Genomic DNA, 21,057 nt, shown 5'->3' on the forward strand with positions numbered 1-21,057 from the left:
CACCGGCGGGCGCGTCTGCGTGCCCGCCGGTGAGCTCCCCTGACGAGGAAAGTCATGGACACCTCCGCCCTTTTTGATTTCTCGCCGCTCGTCCAGGAGCTCGACAAGATCCTCCTCGGGTTCTGGGCGACCATCAGGCTCACCCTCACCAGCGCCGTCATCGCGCTCATTCTCGGCACGGTCCTGGTGGCCATGCGGGTCGCGCCGACGCCCGTCCTGCGCTGGGCCGGCGCGGCGTACGTCAACGTGGTGCGCAACACCCCGCTCACCCTCGTGCTGATCCTGTGCGCACTCGGGCTGAGCGACACGATGCAGCTCACCTTCTCCGGCGACCCCACCACCAACTACTTCTGGTGGGCGGTGGCCGGTCTGTCCGCCTACACCGCGACGTTCGTCTGCGAGGCGCTGCGCTCGGGCATCAACACCGTGTCCATGGGGCAGGCGGAAGCGGCCCGCGCGATCGGCCTGACGTTCACGCAGACGCTGCGGCTCGTGGTGCTGCCCCAGGCGTTCCGTTCGGTCATCTCGCCGCTCGGCAGCATCCTGATCGCGCTCGCCAAGAACACCACGATCGTCATCGTGGCGAGCTACCTCGACGCCGCGGCGCAGATGAAGCAGATGTTCGACGACTACGGCGGCACCATCCCCATCTTCCTGGGCTTCGCCTTCGGTTACATGGTCCTGACCCTTCCCACCGGCTTCCTGTTCGGCTGGCTGGCCAAGCGCATGGCGGTGGCGCGATGAGCACGAACGTCCTGTTCGACGCCCCCGGGCCGCGTGCCCGGCTGCGCAACAACGCGCTCACGCTGCTGTCGGCCGCCGTGCTGCTGTTCATCGCCTACCTGGTCATCTCCACGCTGGGCGAGAAGGGCCAGCTCGACGCGGCCAAGTGGGAGCCGTTCCTGCGCGGTGACACCTGGACCGGGTTCATCCTGCCCGGCCTGGTCGGCACGTTGCAGGCGGCGGTGGTCGCGGCGGTGCTCGCGGTGATCTTCGGCGTGCTGTTCGGCCTCGGCCGGCTCTCCGACCACAAGGTGATCCGTACGGTGTGCGGCGGCGTCGTGGAGTTCTTCCGCGCCATCCCGCTGCTCATCCTCATCTTCTTCGTGCAGGCCGGCCCGGCGACGCTGAGCGGCTACACGATGAGCGTGCCGGCGTTCTGGGCCGTGGTCATCGGCCTGACGCTGTACAACGGGTCGGTGCTGGCGGAGATCGTCCGGGCCGGCATCCTCGCCGTGCCGAAGGGGCAGTCCGAGGCCGCGTACGCCATCGGGCTGCGCAAGTCGCAGGTCATGCGGCTGGTGCTGGTGCCGCAGGCGACGACGGCCATGATGCCGGCGATCGTCAGCCAGATGGTCGTGCTGCTCAAGGACACCGCGCTCGGCTGGATCATCGCCTACGAGGACCTGCTGAACGCCGGGCTCAAGCAGTTCGCGGTCAACTACGGCAACCTCATCCCGAGCGCGATCGTGCTGGCGCTGATCTACGTGCTGATCAACCTGGCACTCGGCGCCCTCGCGCACTGGCTGGAACGGCGCAGCCGGCGCAGCCGTACGTCCGCGGCGGGCCCGGTCGCGGCTCCCCCGGCCGTCGGCGCCGGAGGGGCCGGCGCAGGGGCCACCGCCACGCTCTGAGGACCTGATCCCCTGGCAGGGAAAGCCCCAAGAAGGGGTCACGGCTCGGTGAGGGCCGCTCGCGTGGCGGCCCTCCCGCGATCTTCGGCACGCACACTTCTCCTGGACGCAGGGAGAGGTCGGTGGTGGGATGCGGGTCGCGGGGACGCCCCTCTGCCTGGCCGTGTGTCTCGTCTCCTGCGGCTCCGGCGGCTCGTACGCCACCGTCGTGGAAAAGGTCAGGGGCAGCGGACGGGTCACCGTCGGCACCAAGTGGGACCAGCCGGGGCTGGGGCTGAAGCCCGGCACCGGCGAGCCGCAGGGCTTCGACGTCGACGTCGCCAAGTACGTCGTCCAGGCGCTCGCCCCCGGCGAGGACGTGCGGATCACCTGGAGGGAGACGCCCTCGTCCAGCCGCGAGGCCATGCTCCAGAACGGCGCCGTGGACCTGGTCTTCGCCACCTACGCGATCACCGAGGCGCGCAGGCCCAAGGTGACGTTCGGCGGGCCGTACGTCTCGGTGCCCCAGGACACGATGGTCCGCGCCACGGACACCTCGATCCGTACCGTCCAGGACCTGCGCGGCACGCGGCTCTGCCTGGCCAAGGGGTCGAACTCGTACCGGCGGATCGTCGACCCGCCGCCGGACGGCAAACTGGGCCTGCCGGCGCGCCTGGTGTCCGCCGAGAACTACTCCGACTGCGTACGCAAGCTCGACGCCGGACAGCTCGACGCGGTGAGCACCGAGAACCTGGTGCTGGCCGGCTACGCGGCGGCCGCCCCCGGGCGGTTCCGGCTGCTCGGCGATCCCATCGGCGAGGAGCGGTGGGGAGTCGGGATCAAGAAGGGGGACACGGCGACCTGCGAGGCGGTGAACGCGGCGGTCGCCGCGATGTGGCACGACGGGACGGCCACCCGGCTGCTGCACAAGTGGTTCGGCGACACCGGCCTCCCCCTCCCCGCCGCCCTCCCCCGCCCAGAACCCTGCCCCTGACCCTCCCTGCCCCTCTCGGGGTCTCGCCTTCTCACTCTGGGTCCTCCGCCGGCTCCTGCGGGAAGCCGCAGCCCTTGGCGGAACATGAGCGCAGCTCAGACGGGGGTCGGAAGTGCCGGTGATCTAGGGGGACCTGGCGGCACCGCCGGTGATCTTCCGGCAGGATGCGGGTATGCCTTTCTGGCCCTCCCCCATATCGACGCGAGACGTGGCGGCTTCGGGCACGCGCCCCGCCTGGCCCACCGCCAGGGACGGCCGGGTGTGGTGGACGGAGGACCGCCCCGACGAGGGCGGACGCACCACGATCATCTGCCGCACCCCCGACGGCACCTGCCACGACCTGCTCGCGCCCCCGTGGAACGCCCGCACCAGGGTCCACGAGTACGGCGGCCACCCCTACGCCGTGACCCCTGCGAACGAGGTCGTCTTCGCCAACCTGGAGGACCAGCGGCTCTACCTGCTCGGCGCCGACGGCAAACCGCAGCCCCTCACCCAGGACGGCGCCCGCTACGCCGACCTGCTGGTTCGCGACGGGCAGGTCTGGTGCGTACGCGAACGGCACACCGACGACGGCACGGTCAGCCGGGCCATCGTGACCGTCCCCCTCGGCGGCGACGCCGAGCCCCGCGTACGGGTCACCGGGCACGACTTCTACGCCTCCCCCACCCTGTCCCCCGACGGGCGACATCTCGCCTATGTCTGCTGGAACCACCCCCACATGCCCTGGAACGCCACCGAGGTCCGCGTCACCAGGCTGGAGACCGGCGAGTCATGGCCGGTGAAGGGCGGCCCCGCCGAGTCGGTGCTGGCCCCCTCCTGGCGCGACGACGCCCACCTCTACCTCGTCTCCGACGCCTCCGGCTGGTGGAACCTGTACGAGACCGACCTGCACGGCGAGGACGTCCGTGCCCTCTGCCCCGCCGAGGAGGAGTTCGCGGCGGCGCCGTGGCAGCTCGGCGGCCTGCCGTACGCGGTGCTCGAAGACGACCGGCTCGCGGTCCTGCACGGGCGCGGCGACCTGCGGCTCGGCGTGCTCGACCCGGAGTCGGGCACCCTCACCGACCTGGAGACCCCCTTCAGCGGCTGGGCCGCCGCGCTGACCGCCGACGGCACGTCCGTCACGGGCGTCGGCTACGCCGCCACGGTCCCCCGCTCCGTCGCGACCGTCGACCTCGCCTCGGGCGCCGCGACGCCGCTGCGGCCGGACGCCGCCGAACGGCTGCCCGATCCCGCGCTCCTGCCCGTCCCCCGCGCGGTCCTGGTGCCGGGGGGCGAGGAGGTGCACGCCTACCTCTATCCGCCGTACGAGCCCGCCGCCGAGGGCCTTCCCCCATACGTGATCTTCGTGCACGGCGGCCCGACCTCCCACGCGGGCAGCGCGTTCGACCTGGAGAAGGCGTTCTTCACCACGCGCGGCATCGGCGTGCTCGACGTCAACTACGGCGGCTCGACCGGCTACGGCCGGGCCTACCGCGAGCGCCTGCGCGGCCAGTGGGGCCTGGTGGACGTGGCCGACGTCGTCGCCGCCGCGAAATGGCTGGCCGCCGAGGGGCTCGCCGACCCGGCCAGGATCGCGGTACGCGGCGGCAGCGCGGGCGGCTGGACCGTGATGGCCGCCTGCTGCCGCTCGGACGTCTTCGCCGGCGGGGTGTCCTACTACGGCGTCAGCGCCCTCAGCCCGCTCGTCGCCCACACCCACGACTTCGAATCCCGGTACGTGGAATGGCTCGTCGGCCGCCCCGACCCGGCGGTCTACGCCCAGCGCGAACCGCTCGCCCTGGCCGGCGGCGTCTCCTGCCCCATGCTGCTCCTGCAGGGCCTGGACGATCCCGTGGTGCCGCCCGAGCAGTCGGCGGCCTTCGCCGACGCGCTGTCGGAGCGCGGGGTGGCCTGCACCTATCTGGCGTTCGAGAGCGAGTCACACGGCTTCCGCCGCACCGAGACCCGCACCGCCGCCCTGGCCGCCGAACTCGCCTTCTACCAGCAGATCTTCTCGTAAGGCGCGGGCCCCGGGGCGGCTCCGCTCGGCTCAGCGGGCGAACTCGGTCGCCCGCGACTCCCGCACCACCGTGATCCTGATCTGCCCGGGATAGGTCAGCTCCTCCTCGACCTGCTTGGCCACGTCCCGCGCGATCACCTGGGCCTGGATGTCGTCGATGGCGTCCGGCTTCACCATGACCCGGATCTCCCGCCCGGCCTGCATGGCGAACACCTTCTCCACGCCCTCGTACGACTGCGCGATCTCCTCCAGCCGCTCCAGCCGCTTCACGTACGCCTCCAGCGACTCCCGCCGCGCGCCCGGCCGGCTGCCGCTGATGGCGTCGGCCGCCTGCGTGAGAACCGCTTCGACGGTCTTCACCTCGACCTCGTTGTGGTGCGCCTCGATGGCGTGCACCACGTCCTCCTCCTCGCCGTAGCGGCGGGCGATCTCGGCGCCGATGAGCGCGTGGCTGCCCTCGACCTCGTGCGTGAGGGCCTTGCCGATGTCGTGCAGCAGGGCGCACCGCTTGACCAGCCGCTGGTCCAGCTTCAGCTCGGCGGCCATGATGCCCGCGATGTGCGCGGACTCGATGAGGTGCTTCAGCACGTTCTGGCCGTAGGAGGTGCGGTAGCGGAGCTGGCCCAGCAGGAGCGTCAGCTCGGGGTGCATGTCCGTGATGCCCAGCTCGACGAGGGCGTCCTCCCCGGCCCGCGCGCAGAGGTCCTGGACCTCCTGCCGGCTGCGCTCGTGCGCCTCCTCGATGCGCTGCGGGTGGATGCGCCCGTCGAGGACGAGCTTCTCCAGGGTGAGCCGCGCGGTCTCCCGGCGTACCGGGTCGAAGCAGGACAGCAGCACCGCTTCGGGCGTGTCGTCGATGATGAGGTTGACGCCGGTCGTGGACTCGAAGGCGCGTATGTTGCGCCCTTCGCGCCCGATGATGCGCCCCTTCATCTCGTCGCCCGGCAGGTGCAGCACGCTGACCACCGACTCGGCCGTCTGCTCGGCCGCCACCCGCTGCACGGCCAGCGTCACGATCTTGGTGGCGCGCTTCTCGCCCTCCTTGCGGGCCTGGCTCTCGATCTCCCGTACGATGAGCGCCGCCTCGCGCTTGGCCTGGTTCTCGATCTCCTTGACCAGCTCGGCCTTGGCCTGCTCGGCCGTCAGCCCGGTCACCCGCTCCAGGATGAGCCGCCGCTCGTCCTCCACCTGCAGCAGTTCCTCGCGCCGGCCGGCCAGCTCGATCTCCGTCTCCGCCAGCTTCCTGTCCCGCTCGGACTGCCGGCGGGCCTCCTCGTCCAGCCGCTGCTCGCGCTCGGCCAGGCGGGCCTCGCGGCGTTCGAGGTCGGCGCGCAGCTCCTTGAGCTCGGTCTTGAGCACGCGGCTCTCCGCCTCGACCTCCTGCCGCATCCGCGCGGCGCTCTCGGCGGCCGCCTCGGACCTGCGCAGCATCTCCTCGGCGTCGACCTCCGCCTTCTGGCGGATCTCCCGAGCCTCCTCACGCGCCTGTTCGAGCTCCTCGTGCACGACCTGCACCTGCTCGGGACTCGGCCGCGCCACCCCTTTGGGTGCGGTGCCGGACGTGCGGCGTATGACGACGAGCAGCGCGACGATCATCCCGAACGCGAGCACGAGCACCGCCACCATCAGCACCACGACCAGCGGCCCCATGTGCGCCCCGCCCTCCTCGCGTCGTCAACACCCCATAACGCGGACCCAGACCATGGGAGGGGTCACAAGCACGCCACGCGAAGCCCGTACGGTGCCGGGATCGATATCAAGCCAAGACTGACCGGGCGTCGACCCGCACAGCCGACACCTCGCCCGCCTTCATCAACCACGCTCGTTCGTCCGTCGCTCACCGGTATGGCAATCCGCACTGCGCGGAGTAACTCCTCACTGCCGTCGAGGTTATGCGTCGAACTGGTCACGAGCAAGCAAACGAGTCGTCAAGCGTGTCTTACGGGCCCGTGACTCCCCATCAAGCCCAAGATCATCCATCGATGCCGCAATCCCCCCTCGCCGCCCCGATCCCGTCCGGAGACGGGGCAGACGGGCGGCCGGCCACGTCCCTACGGAAAGCCATCGCCCTCCACATCGATGCCCTCCTCATCCAGCGCCTCCCGAATCACCCGGTACGCCAGCCCCGAGGAGTACCCCTTGCGGGCGAGCATGCCGGCCAGACGGCGGGTACGGGTCTGCGGATCGAGAGAGCGGGTGGACGCCAGCTTGCGATCCACCAGCCGCCGAGCCGTCTCCGCCTCCTGATCGGAATCCAGGCGCTCCACAGCCTCCTTGACCGTGTCGTTGTCCACGCCCCGATGACGCAACTCGGCCGCCAGCGCACGCTTGGCCAGCCCGCGCCCGTGATGGCGGGAATCGACCCACGCCTCGGCGAACGCCTCATCGTTGATCAGCCCCAACTCCGAGAACCGATCGAGAACCGCGTCGGCCGCCTCCTCCGGCACATCCCGCTTCCGAAGCGCCTCGGCGAGCTGAGCCCGCGTCTTGGGCGCCATCGTCAGGAGCCGAAGCACGATGGCCCGAGCCACCGACTCCGGATCCGCCGGCGGCGCGGACGCGGCCTGGCTCTCCTCATCGGGCCCATCCGGCAGCCCCGAACGCCCGGAACTCCGCCGCCCCTTACTACCGGCACGACGCCCGCCCCGCCCCCCTTTCCTCGCGCTGCCTCGCTGCCTCTCCTCAGCCCCACCACCCAGCAGACTCCCACCCCAGTCCAGGGCACTGGAACCGTCAGCAGAGCGCCTTTCGCCGCCCCGATCCCCCGAAGCCCCTTCAAGAGACTCCGCGACAACACCCGCAGCACCGCCCTCCGTGGCACCACTCTCTTCAGCGCCACCTATCGTGGCGCCACCATCCGCAGCGCCACCGCCCCCCGCCACGCTCTCGGCGGTGACGCCCGGAGTGGTGACGCCACCCTCGGTGCCGTCCTCCTCGGTATCGGCGTCCTCCTCGGGGGACCCCGCTACGACGGTTTCCTCTGCGGAGCGCCGAGTAGTGGCGTTCTCGGCGGGATCATCCACGGCATCCTCTTCAGCGAGGTCCGCCGCCTGGTTCCCTTCGGCGGCATTCGCTGTCAGGTCCTCGTGCGGGGGATCCACCGCGATCTCCCGCACGGAGGGATACGCCGTCCCATGTTCCTGGGTTGGATCCGGCATGGTGCTGCCCTCAGCGGGATGCGCCGCTACGCCCCCTTCGAGGGGATCCGGCTGTGCATCCTCTTCGGCGGAATCCGCTGTGGCGTGTACCTCGAAGGGGTCGGCGTCGCTTCCCCCTGCCGGAGGAGTGCCTCCGCGTACGGTCTCGCCTCGAAAACCGCTCGCTGCGGAAGGATCACCTATGGGGAGGCCGGAAGAGCCATCTGAAGGCGTATCCGAAGCGCTGCCGATCGGCACGTCGAGGACGTCAGCGGCCTCGTACGTGCGGGAACGGCTCTCAAGCTCCTGCGCCTCATCAGCCGATCCAGAGCCCTCCAGAACGAAGGGTCCCGGGCTGTCTGTCGTCGCGTCGCGAGGGCCACTCAGCGGCATGCCCAGCGGCCCCGCAGGGGAACGGCTGGACGGTATCTCGCGAGGCTCGCCAGCAGACGTGTCGGCTGACGAGTCCTCCTGCGGAATCTCGCGCAGGCCGGCGGAGGCCATGGGCATGACGACGGGACTGGCCCCAGACGCAAGCCCAGCAGAATCGCCACCGCCCGAGGCAGCATCTCCCTCCAAAGAGTCCGCGGCGGGCGCTACGGCATCGACAGGAGAACCCCCAGGTAGCACAGGCTCTCCGTCGGAAGAGCCGGTGGAAGGTGCTGCTGGTGTGTTGGCGAAGAAGGGGTGGGTGCTTGAGGCTTCGCCGGGAGTGTGGCTTGAAGCGTCGCCGAAGAAGGACGTGGCGGCGGCCGCCGCACGGTCTCTGAAGGAGGCGGACGAGTGTGGTTCGTCCGCGAGGGTTGATGACCAGGCCCCAGCGGGGACCGACGGTGACCAGGCCCCGGTGGAGGTAGCGGGTGACCGGCCCTCGGTGGGAGTGGCGGGCGACCAGGTCTCGGTCGGGGTAGCGGGTGACCGGCCCTCAGTGGGGGAGGCGGACGACCAAGCCCCGGTTGGGGTGGCTGGTGACCGGTCCTCGGCGGGGGCAGCGGGCGACCAGGTCTCGGTCGGGGTAGCGGGTGACCAGCCCTCGGCTGGGGCGGAGGGCGACCATCCCTCAGTGGGGGAGGCGGACGACCAGCCCTCGGCCGGGGTCGTCGGTGTGGGGTCGTCGGTGTGGGGGGTGGGGGTGCGGTCTTCGTCCTCGCGGGGGCGTCGCTTGGTGCGGCGGCGGGGCTTGGTGGCTTTGGCGCTGGCTGCGGGGGTTTTCTGGCGGGGAGTGTGCTGGTCGCCGGGGGCGTAGGCGGCGTTCTCCGGGTCCACCGGGCCGGAGGTGGTGTCGGTGGAGGGCTCGGGCTGCTCCTCGCCGGGGTCCTGGGAGGGGTCCGAGGCGCGTTGGGCGAGGCGTTGGGCGCGCCACTCCTCCACGGAGGGCCAGCCGTCCGCGGCGGAGCGGGCCAGGTCACGGGAACTGGAACCGGAACTGGCCCGGGAACCGGAACGGGAACGAGGAGGGGTCGGTGAGTCAGTCACGGGTCAGGCCCCAGTGGTGCAGGGGTGGTCGGGCCAGGCGCCCCGCGGCCGGGGCGCCTGTGGCCAAGGCGTGTCACTCATGGGCGACGATCAGACGTCACCCGGCTTCGGAGTGGACTTCGAGCCGCGGCCCGAGGTGGCAGGCGCCGGAGCCGGAGCGGCGACGGGCTCGGCCGGGGCATCGAGGCGCGGGCCCACGCCCAGCTTGTCCTTGATCTTCTTCTCGATCTCGTTGGCCATGTCGGGGTGGTTACGCAGGAAGTTGCGGGCGTTCTCCTTGCCCTGGCCGAGCTGGTCGCCCTCGTAGGTGTACCAGGCTCCCGACTTGCGCACGAAGCCGTGCTCCACGCCCATGTCGATCAGGCCGCCCTCGCGGGAGATGCCCACCCCGTAGAGGATGTCGAAGTCGGCGACCCGGAAGGGCGGGGCCATCTTGTTCTTGACGACCTTGACCCGGGTGCGGTTGCCGACCGCCTCCGTGCCGTCCTTGAGCGTCTCGATGCGGCGGATGTCCATGCGCACCGAGGCGTAGAACTTGAGCGCCTTGCCACCGGTCGTGGTCTCGGGGCTGCCGAACATGACGCCGATCTTCTCGCGCAGCTGGTTGATGAAGATGGCGGTGGTGCCGGTGCTGTTGAGCGCGCCGGCGACCTTGCGCAGGGCCTGCGACATGAGGCGGGCCTGAAGGCCGACGTGGCTGTCGCCCATCTCGCCCTCGATCTCGGCCTTGGGCACCAGGGCGGCCACCGAGTCGATGACGATGATGTCGACGGCACCGGACCGGATCAGCATGTCGGCGATCTCCAGCGCCTGCTCACCGGTGTCGGGCTGGGAGACCAGCAGGGCGTCGGTGTCGACCCCCAGCTTCTTGGCGTATTCGGGGTCGAGGGCGTGCTCGGCGTCGATGAACGCCGCGATGCCCCCGGCCCGCTGGGCGTTGGCGACCGCGTGCAGCGCGATCGTGGTCTTGCCGGACGACTCCGGACCGTAGATCTCGACGATGCGGCCGCGCGGGAGGCCGCCGATGCCGAGCGCCACGTCGAGGGAGATCGACCCGGTGGGGATCACCTCGATGGGAGCTCGGGCGTCGTCGCCCAGGCGCATCACAGAGCCCTTGCCGAACTGCCGCTCGATCTGAGCGAGTGCGGTCTCGAGGGCCTTCTCGCGGTCGTTGATTGCCATGGGAACTCCCCCTGGAGGGTCGTGGTCCGATCAGTCGAGTGAAAGCTACGGCCTGCCACCGACATTTTCTGCGACTGCCGGGGAAGACGTGGCCCGGCGTTCTCCATGGTAGCCGAACGGCTGTTCGATCACAGCAGGAACACACGGGAGCCGGAAGGTTACCCGGAGCACGGCGGGAGCGGGCCCCTGATGATGTTCACGACCGTTCGCGACGGCGTGTTGTCATGCGCGGTGAGCTGGGGAGACTCACTGGAGGGGGCGACGGTTGGAGGCGGTGACGTGGCGAGCGGCTACACCGGTGAACGACGCGCCCATCTGCAGGCTCTCGCGGAGCTGCTGCCGGACCACGGACTGGTGAGCCGCATGGTCGGCGGCGACGAGCCGGTGCTGTGGGCGTGGCATCCGCGTACGGGCCGCCAGACGCTCGTCTTCGCCACCCCGTCGTCGGGCGGCTGGGTGTTCCTGTGGTCGCCGAGAGGTCAGGGCGGCGCGGACGACCTCGGCCGTACGGCGGACGCGCTCCGGCAGACCCTGGACGCCACCTCCCAGGGCCAGGAGTGAGCGGCGTCAGCGCAGCTTGGACGAGACGTCCTCGACCTGGCACACCGCCCGCCAGACCGTCTTGGCGCTCTCGCCGTCGGCCAGGGCCTGCATCACGGTGCGCCCACCCAACGGGGCGATCACGTAGTCGCGGGCCCACGACTCGGCGTACGCCTCGCCGAAGTGTGCGTTCATACGCCGCCAGAATTCCGTAAGCCGCATGCCATCAAGTATGGAAGCGCCCAGGGGGTGGGTAGGACACCCCCATGCCAAAGACCCACAAGTCTTCACCCCCGAAGACACCCACGACGAAGGCCAACAGGGCCAGACGCCGCCGGCTGCTGTCGGCGTTACGTGACGCCGTCAAGAAGGAGAAGGCGGAGCGCGCGGAGCGGCACGCCGGCATCAGGCAGGCGCCCCGGGCGGGCAAGCCGCGCACGCGCCGGCCCTCGCGGCGCTAGCCGCTCGACCGCACCCCGAGCAGCCGCTCAGCCAGACGGCTGACCCTCCAGAGCCGCCGCTCATCCGGATGAGCTCAGCCGGATGAACAGCGTCCGACCAGACACAAGGCAGATGGTCGGCGCCCCGAGCAGACCCTCAGTCGGACGGCTGACGCTCCAAGCGGGCGGTCAGGCGGATGCGCGTCTGAGCGGGTGCCGAGGGGTGTGGATGACAGACACGTGCGGGGTCACAGCACCCGCGCGCCGTACATCTCACCGAGATGGTCGGCGAGCAGCTCCAGCCGCGCGCCGTCGGGGTCCTTGAAGTAAATGGAGGCGCCGCTCTCGATCTGGTGCGGCACGCCGGCCATCTCCAGTTTCCCGCGCAGGCGCTCCCACGTGGCCGGGTCCACGGAGATCGCGATGTGGTGCAGCCCTCCCAGCACCTCCTGGTAAGGCCCCAGGTCGAGGCCGGGGAAGTCGAAGAAGGCGAGCAGGTTGCCGTTGCCGATGTCGAAGAAGAAGTGGCTGGAGCCCTTGTAGTCGCGGTTCTCGATGATCTCGGTGAGCGGGAACTCCAGCAGATCCTGGTAGAACTGGACGGTCCGCTCCACGTCCGACGAGAGCAGGGCGACATGGTGCAGGCCACGGGCGCTGCTCGACGGCCGGCGCGCTAACACGTGACGGCGCCTGATCTCGGCACGGCGGGCTTCGATGGCCGCGTGGTCAATGGTCACGGTCGCTGTATGTCCGCCAGGAGGCCCGCTCAACCACCCGCCGTCCGCACAATGCGTTTTCTGTCGGTGGCGCGAGGCAATATGGGCTGGTGAGCACGCTAGCCCAGTTCAGCCCGATGACCCAGCAGTGGTTCACGGGGGCGTTCGAGGCCCCCACGGCCGCCCAGGAGGGGGCGTGGGAGTCGATCGCGCGCGGCGACAACACGCTGGTCGTCGCGCCCACGGGGTCGGGCAAGACGCTGGCGGCGTTCCTGTGGTCGCTCGACCGGCTGGCCGCGCAGCCCCGTGATCCCGGGGCGGGCGGGGGCACGCGGGTCCTTTACGTCTCGCCGCTCAAGGCCCTCGCCGTCGACGTCGAGCGCAACCTGCGCGCGCCGCTGGCCGGGCTGAAGCAGACGGCGCGGCGGCTCGGGCTGCCGGTGCCGGAGATCTCGGTGGCGATCCGCTCGGGCGACACGCCCGCGGAGGACCGCAGGAGGTTCGCGGCCAAGCCGTCCGACATCCTCATCACCACGCCGGAGTCGCTGTTCCTGCTGCTCACCAGCCAGGCGCGGGAGGCGCTGCGCGGGGTCGAGACGGTCATCGTGGACGAGGTGCACGCGGTCGCCGCCACCAAGCGCGGGGCCCACCTGGCGCTCACGCTTGAGCGGCTGGACGTGCTGCTGGAGCGGCCGGCGCAGCGCATCGGCCTGTCGGCGACGGTGCGGCCGGTGAGCGAGGTGGCGGCGTTCCTGGGCGGGGCGCGGCCGGCCACGGTGGTGCAGCCGCCCGCCGACAAGCGGATCGAGGTCGAGGTCGTGGTCCCGGTCGAGGACATGACCGAGACCGCCGCCGGCCCCGAGGAGGGCGGCGACGGCGAGGAGCCGCGGGGCAGGTCGATCTGGCCGCACGTCGAGGACCGGTTGTTCGAGCTCATCGAGGCCCACAGCTCGACGATCGTGTTCGCCAACTCCCGTCGGCTGGCCGAGCGGCTGTGCTCGCGCCTCAACGAGCTGGCCTACGAACGTTCCCAGGGCGTGGAGGCCGTCGACCTGTCGATCTGGGAGACGCCGTCCGACCTGCCGCGGCGCACCCCGGCCGAGGTCATGGCGCAGGCGGGCGGCACCAAGGGCGTCGTCACGGAGGTCGTACGCGCCCACCACGGCTCGGTGTCGAAGGAGGAGCGGGCGCAGATCGAGGAGGCGCTGAAGTCGGGCCGGCTGCCCGCCGTGGTCGCCACCTCCAGCCTGGAGCTGGGCATCGACATGGGCTCGGTCGATCTCGTCGCGTGCGTGGAGGCGCCGCCGAGCGTGGCGAGCGGCCTGCAGCGCATCGGCCGGGCCGGGCACCAGGTCGGTGCGGTGTCCAAGGGCGTGATCTTCCCGAAATACCGCGGCGACCTGGTGCAGACCGCCGTGGTGGCCGAGCGCATGCAGGCCGGCCACATCGAGGAGATGCGTTATCCGCGCAACCCGCTCGACGTGCTGGCCCAGCAGATCGTGGCCATGACGGCGATGGACGAGTGGACGGTCGACGAGCTGGAGTCCGTGGTCAAGCGGGCCGCGCCCTACGCCACGCTGCCGCGCACAGCGCTGGAGGCCACGCTCGACATGCTGGCCGGCCGCTACCCGAGCGAGGAGTTCGCCGAGCTGCGCCCGCGCGTCGTCTGGGACCGTGTCACCGGCACGCTCCAGGGCCGGCCGGGCGCGCAGCGGCTCGCGGTCACCAACGGCGGCACGATCCCCGACCGCGGCCTGTTCGGCGTGTTCCTGGTGGGCGAGCGGGCCTCCCGGGTCGGCGAGCTGGACGAGGAGATGGTCTACGAGTCGCGCGTGGGCGACGTGTTCGTGCTGGGCGCGACCTCGTGGCGGATCGAGGACATCACGGCCGACCGGGTGCTGGTCTCCCCCGCGCCCGGGCAGCCGGGCAAACTGCCGTTCTGGCACGGCGACGCGCCGGGGCGGCCGGCCGAGCTGGGGCGGGCCATCGGGGAGTTCCTGCGCGAGCAGGCCAAGGGCGGCGCGGCCGAACGGCTGCGGGCGGCCGGGCTCGACGACTTCGCCGCGGGCAACCTCCTCGCCTACCTGGAGGAGCAGCGCCAGGCCACCGGCTACGTGCCCGACGACCGCACGCTGCTGGTCGAGCGGTTCCACGACGAGCTGGGCGACTGGCGGATAGTGATCCACTCGCCCTACGGCGCGCGGGTGCACGCGCCGTGGGCGCTGGCGATCAACCGGCGGCTGCGCGAGCGCTACGGCGTCGACGTGCAGGCGCTCCATTCCGACGACGGCATCGTGCTGCGCGTCCCCGACACGCTGGCCGAGCCGCCGGCCGACGTGGCGGCCTTCGACGCCGACGAGATCGAGCAGATCGTCACCGAGGAGCTGGGCGGCTCGGCGCTGTTTGCCTCCCGCTTCCGCGAGTGCGCGGGGCGGGCGCTGCTGCTGCCGCGCCGCACGCCGGGGCGGCGCAGCCCGCTGTGGCAGCAGCGGCAGCGGGCGGCCCATCTGCTGGGGGTGGCCTCGCAGTACGCCTCGTTCCCGATCGTGCTGGAGACGATGCGCGAGTGCCTGCAGGACGTGTTCGACGTGCCGGGGCTGGTGCGGCTCATGCGCGACATCGCCGCCCGCCGGGTGCGGGTGGTGGAGGTGGAGACCTCGCAGGCCTCGCCGTTCGCGGCGTCGCTGCTGTTCCACTACGTGGGCGCGTTCATGTACGAGGGCGACGCGCCGCTGGCCGAGCGGCGGGCGCAGGCGCTGGCCCTGGACACGTCGCTGCTGGCGGAGCTGCTGGGCCAGGCCGACCTGCGTGAGCTGCTCGATCCTGACGTCATCTCCGACGCCGAGCGCGAGCTGGCCCGGCTCGACCGGCCGCTGCGCGATGCCGAGGACCTCGCCGACCTGCTGCGCTCGCACGGGCCGCTGCTGGCGCCCGACGTCAGCGTACGCGGCGGCGATCCGGCCTGGCTGGAGGAGCTGGAGCGGGCGCGGCGGGCCATCCGGGTGCGCGTCGCGGGCGAGGAGCAGTGGGCGGCCGTCGAGGACGCCGGCCGGCTGCGTGACGCGCTGGGCGTGCCGCTGCCGGTGGGGGTGCCGCACGTGTTCCTGGAGCCGGTGCCCGATCCGCTGGCCGACCTGGTGGCGCGGCACGCCCGCACCCGCGGCCCGTTCCACGCCGGCACCGCCGCCGCCAGGTTCGGGCTCGGCGTGGCCGTGGTGACCGACGCCCTGCGGCGGCTGGCCGGGCCCGGGCGGGTGGTCAGCGGGGAGTTCCGGCCCGGCGGGCGGGGCGAGGAGTGGTGCGACGCCGGGGTGCTGCGGATGTTGCGGCGGCGGTCGCTGGCCCGGCTGCGCAAGGAGGTGGAGCCGGTCGCGCCGGAGACGCTCGCCCTGTTCCTGCCGGCCTGGCACGGCATCACGGGCGCCTCCGCCGACGGGCCGATGGCGGGCGGTGACCGGCGGGGCGGCGCGACGGCGCGGGCCATGGACGCGCTGGTCCGGGCGATCGAGCAGCTCCAGGGGGCGGCCGTGCCCGCGTCGGCGCTGGAGAGCCTGGTGCTGCCCGCGCGGGTGCCCGGCTATCACCCGTCGTTGCTGGACGAGCTGACCTCGTCCGGCGAGGTGATGTGGGTGGGGCAGGGGTCGTTGCCCGGCGGCGACGGCTGGGTGTCGCTCTACTTCGCCGACACCGCGCCGCTGCTGCTGCCCGAGCCCGCCGAGATCACGATGACGGCGGTGCACGAACGGGTGCTGGAGCTGCTGGGCGGCGGGGGCGCGCTGTTCTTCCGCGGCATCTCCGACCAGCTCGGCTCGCAGGACGACCAGACGCTGGTGTCGGCTCTGTGGGACCTCGTGTGGTCGGGGCGGATCTCCGGCGACACGCTGGCGCCGCTGCGGGCCACGCTCGGCACCGGGCGGCCCGCGCACCGGCCGGCGACGACCCGGCGGCGGAGGGCGGTGCTGCCCACGCGCAGCGGGCCGCCGACGGTGGCGGGGCGGTGGTGGCTGCTGCCCGCGCCCGCGGCCGACGCCACCCAGCGGGCCCAGGCCCAGGCCGAGGCGCTGCTCGAACGGCACGGGGTGGTGACGCGGGGGGCGGTCACCTCGGAGCGGCTGCCGGGCGGGTTCACGCCGGTCTACCAGGTGCTTCGGGCGTACGAGGAGAGCGGGCGGTGCCGGCGGGGCTACTTCGTCGAAGGGCTCGGGGGTGCGCAGTTCGCGCTGCCGGGGGCGGTGGACCGGATGCGCGCCATGGCACCCGGCATCGCCCCGACGGCCGCCGGCGCCCCACCCCTCGACCCAGGCCCGGGGCCCGCTGGGTTCGGGCCCGGGGGCGGGCGGGAAGGTGCTAGGCGGGCTGTGGTGCTGGCGGCGGCGGATCCGGCCAATCCGTACGGCGCCGCGCTGTCGTGGCCGCAGCGTCCCGGCGACGTCGGTCACAAGCCGGGCCGTAAGGCGGGCGCGCTGGTGGTGCTGGTGGACGGGCATCTCGTCCTCTACGTGGAGCGCGGCGGCAAGACCCTGCTGTCGTTCGCCGACGACGAGCGGCTGCAGCCGGCCGTGGACGCCCTGGCCCTCGCCGTACGCGACGGCGCGCTCGGCAAGCTCACCGTCGAGCGCGCCGACGGGGCCTCGATCGGGGAGTCGCCGCTGGCGGCGGCCCTGGAGGCGGCCGGGTTCCATCCCACACCGCGCGGCCTTCGCCTGCGCGCCTGACCGAAGCTCCGCGGCGGGCCGGGGATCCGCGGCAGGCCGGGCCTCCGCCGCAGGGCCGGGCCTCCGCCGCGGGGTTTGGCCTCCGCCGCAGGGTTGGGACTCCGCCGCGGGCCGGGCCTCCGCCGCAGAGCCGGCCTCCGCCGCAGGGCGGGGAAGCGATCACAATAGCCGGATGAGTTCCTTCCGGCGTTTACGGGCCGACCTCCTCACCGGCAAGAACCTGGAGATCTACCTCACGGCGCTGATCGCGCTGGCGGTGGGCGTGCTCGGCGTCTTCGACGTCGTGGACGCCAAGGTGGTGGGCGCGGCGACGCTGGCCACGCTCGCCCTCGTCGCGGTCAACGCGCTCGGCCCCCGCCATCAGGTGACGGACCTGGAGGCGCGGGTCGCCGAGCTCAACCGCCTGGTCGAGGCCAGGCTCCCCGGTGACACGTTCCTGACCGCCGAGCGGAAGGGGCTCGCCGAGCAGGTGGGGCGGGCGCGTGACCTGCGCCTGGCGGGGGTGACGCTGAGCCGCACGGTGCGGGGGCACGTCGAGGAGCTGCGCAAGGCGCTGGAGCGGGGCGCGACGGTCAAGGTGCTGCTCATCGACCCGTCCGGCGGGGTTCCCGAGGAGGCGGCGCGGCGCAGCACGATCGCCGGGCGCGGCGAGGTCTTCGAGCACCGGGTCATCTCCACGCTTCACCTGCTGGAGGGGCTGGAGGGGGCGATCGAGGTGCGGTTCCTGCCGTTCGTGCCCGCGTTCGGGGTGGTGCTGCTGGATCCGGCGGACGACCACGGCGTCGCGTACGTGGAGCTGGGCACGCACAGCACGGCGGGCCGCGATCCGGTCTTCGCGGTGACGCGCCGCCGCGACCTGTTCTGGTTCGAGCACTTCAGGGCGGAGTTCGACCGCCTGTGGGAGGTGTCCAGGAAGCGGGAGCCGGATCAGGACGGCTGAAAATCTTGTATACGATAAGCCCGATATGACCGATCTAACGCTGGGCGCGGCCCACCGGACCTTGCGTGACGAGGTCACCGCGGAGCTGCGGCGCCGCATCCTGTCCGGCGAGCTGGCCCAGGGTGAACGGCTGGTCGAGGACCGGCTGGCCGCCGCGCTCGGCGTGTCGCGCAACCCGGTCCGCGAGTCCATCCGGGTGCTCGCCGCCGAGGGTTTCGTCGAGGTCGTCCCCCGTCTCGGGGCCACGGTCGCGCGCCTGTCCGCGGAGGAGGGCGAGGAGCTCTTCGACGTACGGATGGCCGTCGAGGGGCTGGCGGCGCGGCTGGCCGCGCGCAAGCGCACGCCGGAGTCGGCGCGGCGGCTGCGCGCGGTGCTGGAGCAGGCCAAGGACGCCGTCGAGAACGGCGAGGTGGAGCGGGTGGCCGACCTCAACACCGCCTTCCACCTGGCCGTGGGCGAGGCGGCGGGCAACGCCTACCTGCACCTCATGATGACGCCGATGTTGCAACGGGCGCAGTGGGTCTTCAGCCGTACGGCGTCGGTGCGCGGGCCGCACTCCTGGACCGAGCACCTCGGGCTGTGCGAGGCGATCGTGGCGGGCGACGAGGACGAGGCGCAGGCCAGGGCGGTCGCGCACGTGGCCGCCGCCCGGCGCTCGTTCCTGTCCGCGATCGGCCGGACGGCCAGGCACCCGAACGATTGAGACGCCGGCCCTGTCGTATACAGTCTCCGAGCCGCCGGCCGGGGAGCGGGAAGAAGGAGAGACGTTGTTCACCACCAGGCCCGAGCTGACGGGCGACTTCGGCATGGTCGCGGGCACCCACTGGCTGGCCTCGGCCACCGGCATGAGCGTCCTGGAGCGGGGCGGGAACGCCTTCGACGCGGCCGTGGCCGCCGGCTTCGTGCTGCAGGTCGCCGAGCCGCACCTGAACGGCCCCGGCGGCGAGGTGCCCATCCTGCTGTGGAGCGAGGCCGAGCAGCGGACGCACGTCGTGTGCGGGCAGGGCGTGGCCCCGGCCGCCGCGACCATCGAGCGCTTCCGCGAGCTGGGCCTGGACGTCGTCCCCGGCACCGGACTGCTCGCCGCCACCGTTCCCGGGGCGTTCGGCGGGTGGATGCTCCTGCTGGAGCGGTGGGGCACCTGGCGGCTGGCCGACGTGCTCGCGGCCGCCATCCACTACGCCGAGCACGGCGTCCCCGTGCTGGAGCGCGTCTCGGCCACGATCACCGCGGTCGAGGACCTGTTCACGGCCGACTGGCCCACCTCGGCGGCCACCTGGCTGCCCGGCGGCCGGGTGCCCGAGCCGGGCTCGCGGCTGGCCAACCCCGTGCTCGCCGCCACCTACCGGCGGATCGTCGCCGAGGCCGAGGCCGCGTCCGGCACCCGTGAGGGCCAGCTCGCCGCCGCCCGGCACGCCTGGTACGAGGGTTTCGTCGCCGAGGCGATCGCCGACTTCAGCGCCACGACCGCCTGGCGCGACAGCTCCGGAGAGGTGCACGGCGGCCTGCTGACCGGCGACGACCTCGCGGGCTGGAGCGCCACGACCGAGGAGCCGGTCGGCTTCGACTACCGGGGTCACACGGTGTACAAGACCGGCCCGTGGGGCCAGGGCCCGGTGTTCCTGCAGCAGCTCGCCCTGCTCGACGGCGTGGACCTGGACGCGATGGGCTACCTGAGCGCCGACTACGTCCACACGGTGACCGAGGCCGCCAAGCTCGCCTTCGCCGACCGCGAGGCCTGGTACGGCGACGCCGACGTGCCGCTCGCCGACCTGCTCGACCCGGCCTACAACGCCGCCCGGCGCGCGCTCATCGGCCCCCGGGCGAGCCTGGACCTGCTGCCCGGCTCCCCCGGCGGGCGCGAGCCCCGGCTGCCCGTCCTGCCCGGGGCCAGGGTGCCGGTCACGGAGGGCGTGGGCGAGCCCACCGTGGACACGGCCGGGCTGGAGCGGACGCTGCCCGACGGCCAGGTCCGCGGCGACACCTGCCACGTGGACGTCGTCGACCGCTGGGGCAACATGGTCTCGGCCACGCCGAGCGGCGGCTGGCTGCAGAGCTCCCCCACCATCCCGGCGCTGGGCTTCTGCCTGGGCACGCGGGCCCAGATGTTCTGGCTGCAGGAGGGCCTGCCCTCGTCGCTGCGGCCGGGGGCGCGCCCGCGCACCACGCTGTCGCCGTCGTTCGCGCTCAAGGACGGACGGCCGTGGCTGGCGTTCGGCACGCCGGGCGGCGACCAGCAGGACCAGTGGAGCGTGAACTTCTTCCTGGCGCTCGTCCACGGCGGGCTCAACCTGCAGGAGGCCATCGACGCCCCCATGTTCCACACCGAGCACTTCCCCAGCTCGTTCTTCCCGCGCGGCGCCCGGCCGGGCGTGCTGCACGTGGAGGAGCGGCTTGAGGCCGGAGTGGTGGCCGAGCTGCGGCGGCGCGGGCACGAGGTCGAGGTGCAGGGGCCGTGGTCGCTGGGGCGGCTCAGCGCGGTGGCCCGTGACGGCGGCTTCCTCAAGGCCGCCGCCAACCCGCGTGGCGCCCAGGGCTACGCCGCGGGCCGATGAGCCCCGCGGAGCTGCTCTTCCTGGCGGCGTCCGGCCTGCTGGCCGGGGTGGTGAACGCCCTGGCCGGCGGCGGCACGCTCGTCTCGTTCCCCGCCCTGCTGGCGTTGGGGTATCCGGGCCTGACCGCGTCCGTGACCAACGCGGTGGCGCTGTGGCCCGGCTATCTCGGCGGCGCCCTGGGCTACCGGGCCGAGCTGCGCGGGCAGCGGCGCAGGGTGGTGAGGCTCGGGGCGACGGCGGTCACGGGCGCGGTGGCGGGCAGCGCGCTGCTGCTGGTCACGCCCGGCCGGGTGTTCGAGTCGATCGTGCCGTGGCTGGTGGGTCTCGCCAGCCTCGCGCTGCTGGCCCAGCCGTGGCTGCGCGCCCGTCTCGGCGGCGCGGCCGACGGGCCGCCGAGCCGCCGGGTGTACGCCGGGGTGTTCCTCGGCGGGTGCTACGGCGCGTACTTCAACGGCGGCATGGGCGTGCTGCTGCTGGCCGTGCTCGGGTTGTTCCTGCATGACGGCCTGCACCGGGTCAACGCCGTACGGGCCGTGCTGGCGCTGGTGATCACCTCGGTGTCGGCGGTGGCGTTCTCGCTCTTCGCGGACGTGCGGTGGGGGGCGGTCGCGGTGATCGCGCCGGCCAGCCTCGCGGGTGGCTTCCTCGGCACCCGCGTGGCCAGACTGCTGTCGGCGAAGGTCCTGCGTGGCGTGGTGGTCGTCTTCGGCCTCGGTGTGGCCGTGGCGCTCGCACTCCAGTGAAAGCCTG

The 21,057-nt window shown here is 72.5% G+C and carries 16 protein-coding genes; 11 read left to right on the forward strand and 5 right to left on the reverse strand.

The genetic code is table 11. The features are described 5' to 3' along the window. Positions 1-54 precede the first annotated feature (54 nt). The 4 genes from ABD292_RS02870 (at position 55) to ABD292_RS02885 (ending at position 4,606) form a co-directional block, all read left to right on the forward strand. Positions 55-744 carry an amino acid ABC transporter permease gene (locus tag ABD292_RS02870; protein WP_344204966.1) on the forward strand — a complete coding sequence of 230 codons (690 nt, stop codon included), beginning with the start codon at positions 55-57 and terminating at the stop codon, positions 742-744. Further along, a complete protein-coding gene (locus ABD292_RS02875; protein ID WP_344204967.1) occupies positions 741-1,634 on the forward strand; it encodes an amino acid ABC transporter permease in 894 nt (297 codons plus the stop codon). The genes ABD292_RS02870 and ABD292_RS02875 overlap by 4 nt, the downstream gene beginning before the upstream one ends. Before the next feature lie 130 nt (positions 1,635-1,764). Further along, positions 1,765-2,607 (forward strand): glutamate ABC transporter substrate-binding protein, encoded by an 843-nt coding sequence (locus tag ABD292_RS02880; protein WP_344204968.1) that lies wholly within the window; start codon positions 1,765-1,767, stop codon positions 2,605-2,607. 208 nt (positions 2,608-2,815) lie between these two features. Further along, positions 2,816-4,606, forward strand: coding sequence for a S9 family peptidase (locus ABD292_RS02885; protein ID WP_344204970.1), 1,791 nt, complete (start codon positions 2,816-2,818; stop codon positions 4,604-4,606). A gap of 30 nt (positions 4,607-4,636) precedes the next feature. Here the strand turns inward: ABD292_RS02885 and rny are convergent, their stop codons facing one another. From rny to recA, 3 genes are all read right to left on the reverse strand, one after another. After that, the gene (gene rny, locus ABD292_RS02890) at positions 4,637-6,256 is read right to left on the reverse strand and encodes a ribonuclease Y (RefSeq protein WP_344204972.1); all 1,620 of its coding nucleotides are present in this window, start codon (positions 6,254-6,256) and stop codon (positions 4,637-4,639) included. 401 nt (positions 6,257-6,657) lie between these two features. After that, the gene (gene recX, locus ABD292_RS02895; RefSeq protein ID WP_344204973.1) at positions 6,658-8,253 is read right to left on the reverse strand and encodes a recombination regulator RecX; all 1,596 of its coding nucleotides are present in this window, start codon (positions 8,251-8,253) and stop codon (positions 6,658-6,660) included. 1,056 nt (positions 8,254-9,309) lie between these two features. After that, the gene (gene recA / locus ABD292_RS02900; protein ID WP_344204974.1) at positions 9,310-10,401 is read right to left on the reverse strand and encodes a recombinase RecA; all 1,092 of its coding nucleotides are present in this window, start codon (positions 10,399-10,401) and stop codon (positions 9,310-9,312) included. Positions 10,402-10,680: 279 nt separating this feature from the next. Between recA and ABD292_RS02905 the strand changes: the two genes are divergently transcribed. After that, positions 10,681-10,962 (forward strand): hypothetical protein, encoded by a 282-nt coding sequence (locus tag ABD292_RS02905; protein ID WP_344204975.1) that lies wholly within the window; start codon positions 10,681-10,683, stop codon positions 10,960-10,962. Positions 10,963-10,968: 6 nt separating this feature from the next. On the opposite strand, the gene ABD292_RS02910 is transcribed toward ABD292_RS02905, so the two are convergent. Continuing rightward, complete coding sequence (locus tag ABD292_RS02910) at positions 10,969-11,163, reverse strand: DUF3046 domain-containing protein (RefSeq protein ID WP_026214037.1); 195 nt, start codon at positions 11,161-11,163, stop codon at positions 10,969-10,971. A gap of 44 nt (positions 11,164-11,207) precedes the next feature. Here ABD292_RS02910 and ABD292_RS02915 point away from each other — a divergent pair, with 44 nt between their 5' ends. Continuing rightward, positions 11,208-11,402 (forward strand): hypothetical protein, encoded by a 195-nt coding sequence (locus ABD292_RS02915; protein WP_329583084.1) that lies wholly within the window; start codon positions 11,208-11,210, stop codon positions 11,400-11,402. Positions 11,403-11,629: 227 nt separating this feature from the next. Here ABD292_RS02915 and ABD292_RS02920 read toward each other — a convergent pair whose 3' ends face one another. Continuing rightward, on the reverse strand, positions 11,630-12,118 hold the full coding sequence (locus ABD292_RS02920; protein WP_344204977.1) for a VOC family protein: 489 nt from the start codon (positions 12,116-12,118) through the stop codon (positions 11,630-11,632). 116 nt (positions 12,119-12,234) lie between these two features. On the opposite strand from ABD292_RS02920, the gene ABD292_RS02925 reads away from it, so the two are divergent. From ABD292_RS02925 to ABD292_RS02945, 5 genes are all read left to right on the forward strand, one after another. Beyond that, positions 12,235-16,812 (forward strand): ATP-dependent helicase, encoded by a 4,578-nt coding sequence (locus tag ABD292_RS02925; RefSeq protein WP_425564986.1) that lies wholly within the window; start codon positions 12,235-12,237, stop codon positions 16,810-16,812. A 172-nt stretch (positions 16,813-16,984) separates the two neighbouring features. Beyond that, on the forward strand, positions 16,985-17,752 hold the full coding sequence (locus tag ABD292_RS02930; RefSeq protein WP_344204979.1) for a hypothetical protein: 768 nt from the start codon (positions 16,985-16,987) through the stop codon (positions 17,750-17,752). A 25-nt stretch (positions 17,753-17,777) separates the two neighbouring features. After that, positions 17,778-18,455, forward strand: coding sequence for a GntR family transcriptional regulator (locus ABD292_RS02935; RefSeq protein WP_344204981.1), 678 nt, complete (start codon positions 17,778-17,780; stop codon positions 18,453-18,455). Positions 18,456-18,558: 103 nt separating this feature from the next. Next, positions 18,559-20,307: a gamma-glutamyltransferase family protein gene (locus ABD292_RS02940; protein WP_344205295.1), complete on the forward strand. Its 1,749-nt coding sequence runs from the start codon at positions 18,559-18,561 to the stop codon at positions 20,305-20,307. Next, on the forward strand, positions 20,304-21,050 hold the full coding sequence (locus tag ABD292_RS02945; protein ID WP_344204983.1) for a sulfite exporter TauE/SafE family protein: 747 nt from the start codon (positions 20,304-20,306) through the stop codon (positions 21,048-21,050). The genes ABD292_RS02940 and ABD292_RS02945 overlap by 4 nt, the downstream gene beginning before the upstream one ends. Positions 21,051-21,057: the final 7 nt, after the last annotated feature.

The organism is Nonomuraea bangladeshensis (genome assembly GCF_039529455.1).
GTDB lineage: Bacteria > Actinomycetota > Actinomycetes > Streptosporangiales > Streptosporangiaceae > Nonomuraea > Nonomuraea bangladeshensis.

Coding starts and splice junctions, on each gene's coding strand:
- ABD292_RS02870 (WP_344204966.1), top strand. CDS start 55: ATGGACACCTCCGCCCTTTTTGATTTCTCGCCGCTCGTCCAGGAGCTC.
- ABD292_RS02875 (WP_344204967.1), top strand. CDS start 741: ATGAGCACGAACGTCCTGTTCGACGCCCCCGGGCCGCGTGCCCGGCTG.
- ABD292_RS02880 (WP_344204968.1), top strand. CDS start 1,765: ATGCGGGTCGCGGGGACGCCCCTCTGCCTGGCCGTGTGTCTCGTCTCC.
- rny (WP_344204972.1), bottom strand. CDS start 6,256: ATGGGGCCGCTGGTCGTGGTGCTGATGGTGGCGGTGCTCGTGCTCGCG.
- recX (WP_344204973.1), bottom strand. CDS start 8,253: ATGCCCATGGCCTCCGCCGGCCTGCGCGAGATTCCGCAGGAGGACTCG.
- recA (WP_344204974.1), bottom strand. CDS start 10,401: ATGGCAATCAACGACCGCGAGAAGGCCCTCGAGACCGCACTCGCTCAG.
- ABD292_RS02910 (WP_026214037.1), bottom strand. CDS start 11,163: ATGCGGCTTACGGAATTCTGGCGGCGTATGAACGCACACTTCGGCGAG.
- ABD292_RS02915 (WP_329583084.1), top strand. CDS start 11,208: ATGCCAAAGACCCACAAGTCTTCACCCCCGAAGACACCCACGACGAAG.
- ABD292_RS02925 (WP_425564986.1), top strand. CDS start 12,235: ATGACCCAGCAGTGGTTCACGGGGGCGTTCGAGGCCCCCACGGCCGCC.
- ABD292_RS02930 (WP_344204979.1), top strand. CDS start 16,985: ATGAGTTCCTTCCGGCGTTTACGGGCCGACCTCCTCACCGGCAAGAAC.
- ABD292_RS02935 (WP_344204981.1), top strand. CDS start 17,778: ATGACCGATCTAACGCTGGGCGCGGCCCACCGGACCTTGCGTGACGAG.
- ABD292_RS02940 (WP_344205295.1), top strand. CDS start 18,559: ATGGTCGCGGGCACCCACTGGCTGGCCTCGGCCACCGGCATGAGCGTC.
- ABD292_RS02945 (WP_344204983.1), top strand. CDS start 20,304: ATGAGCCCCGCGGAGCTGCTCTTCCTGGCGGCGTCCGGCCTGCTGGCC.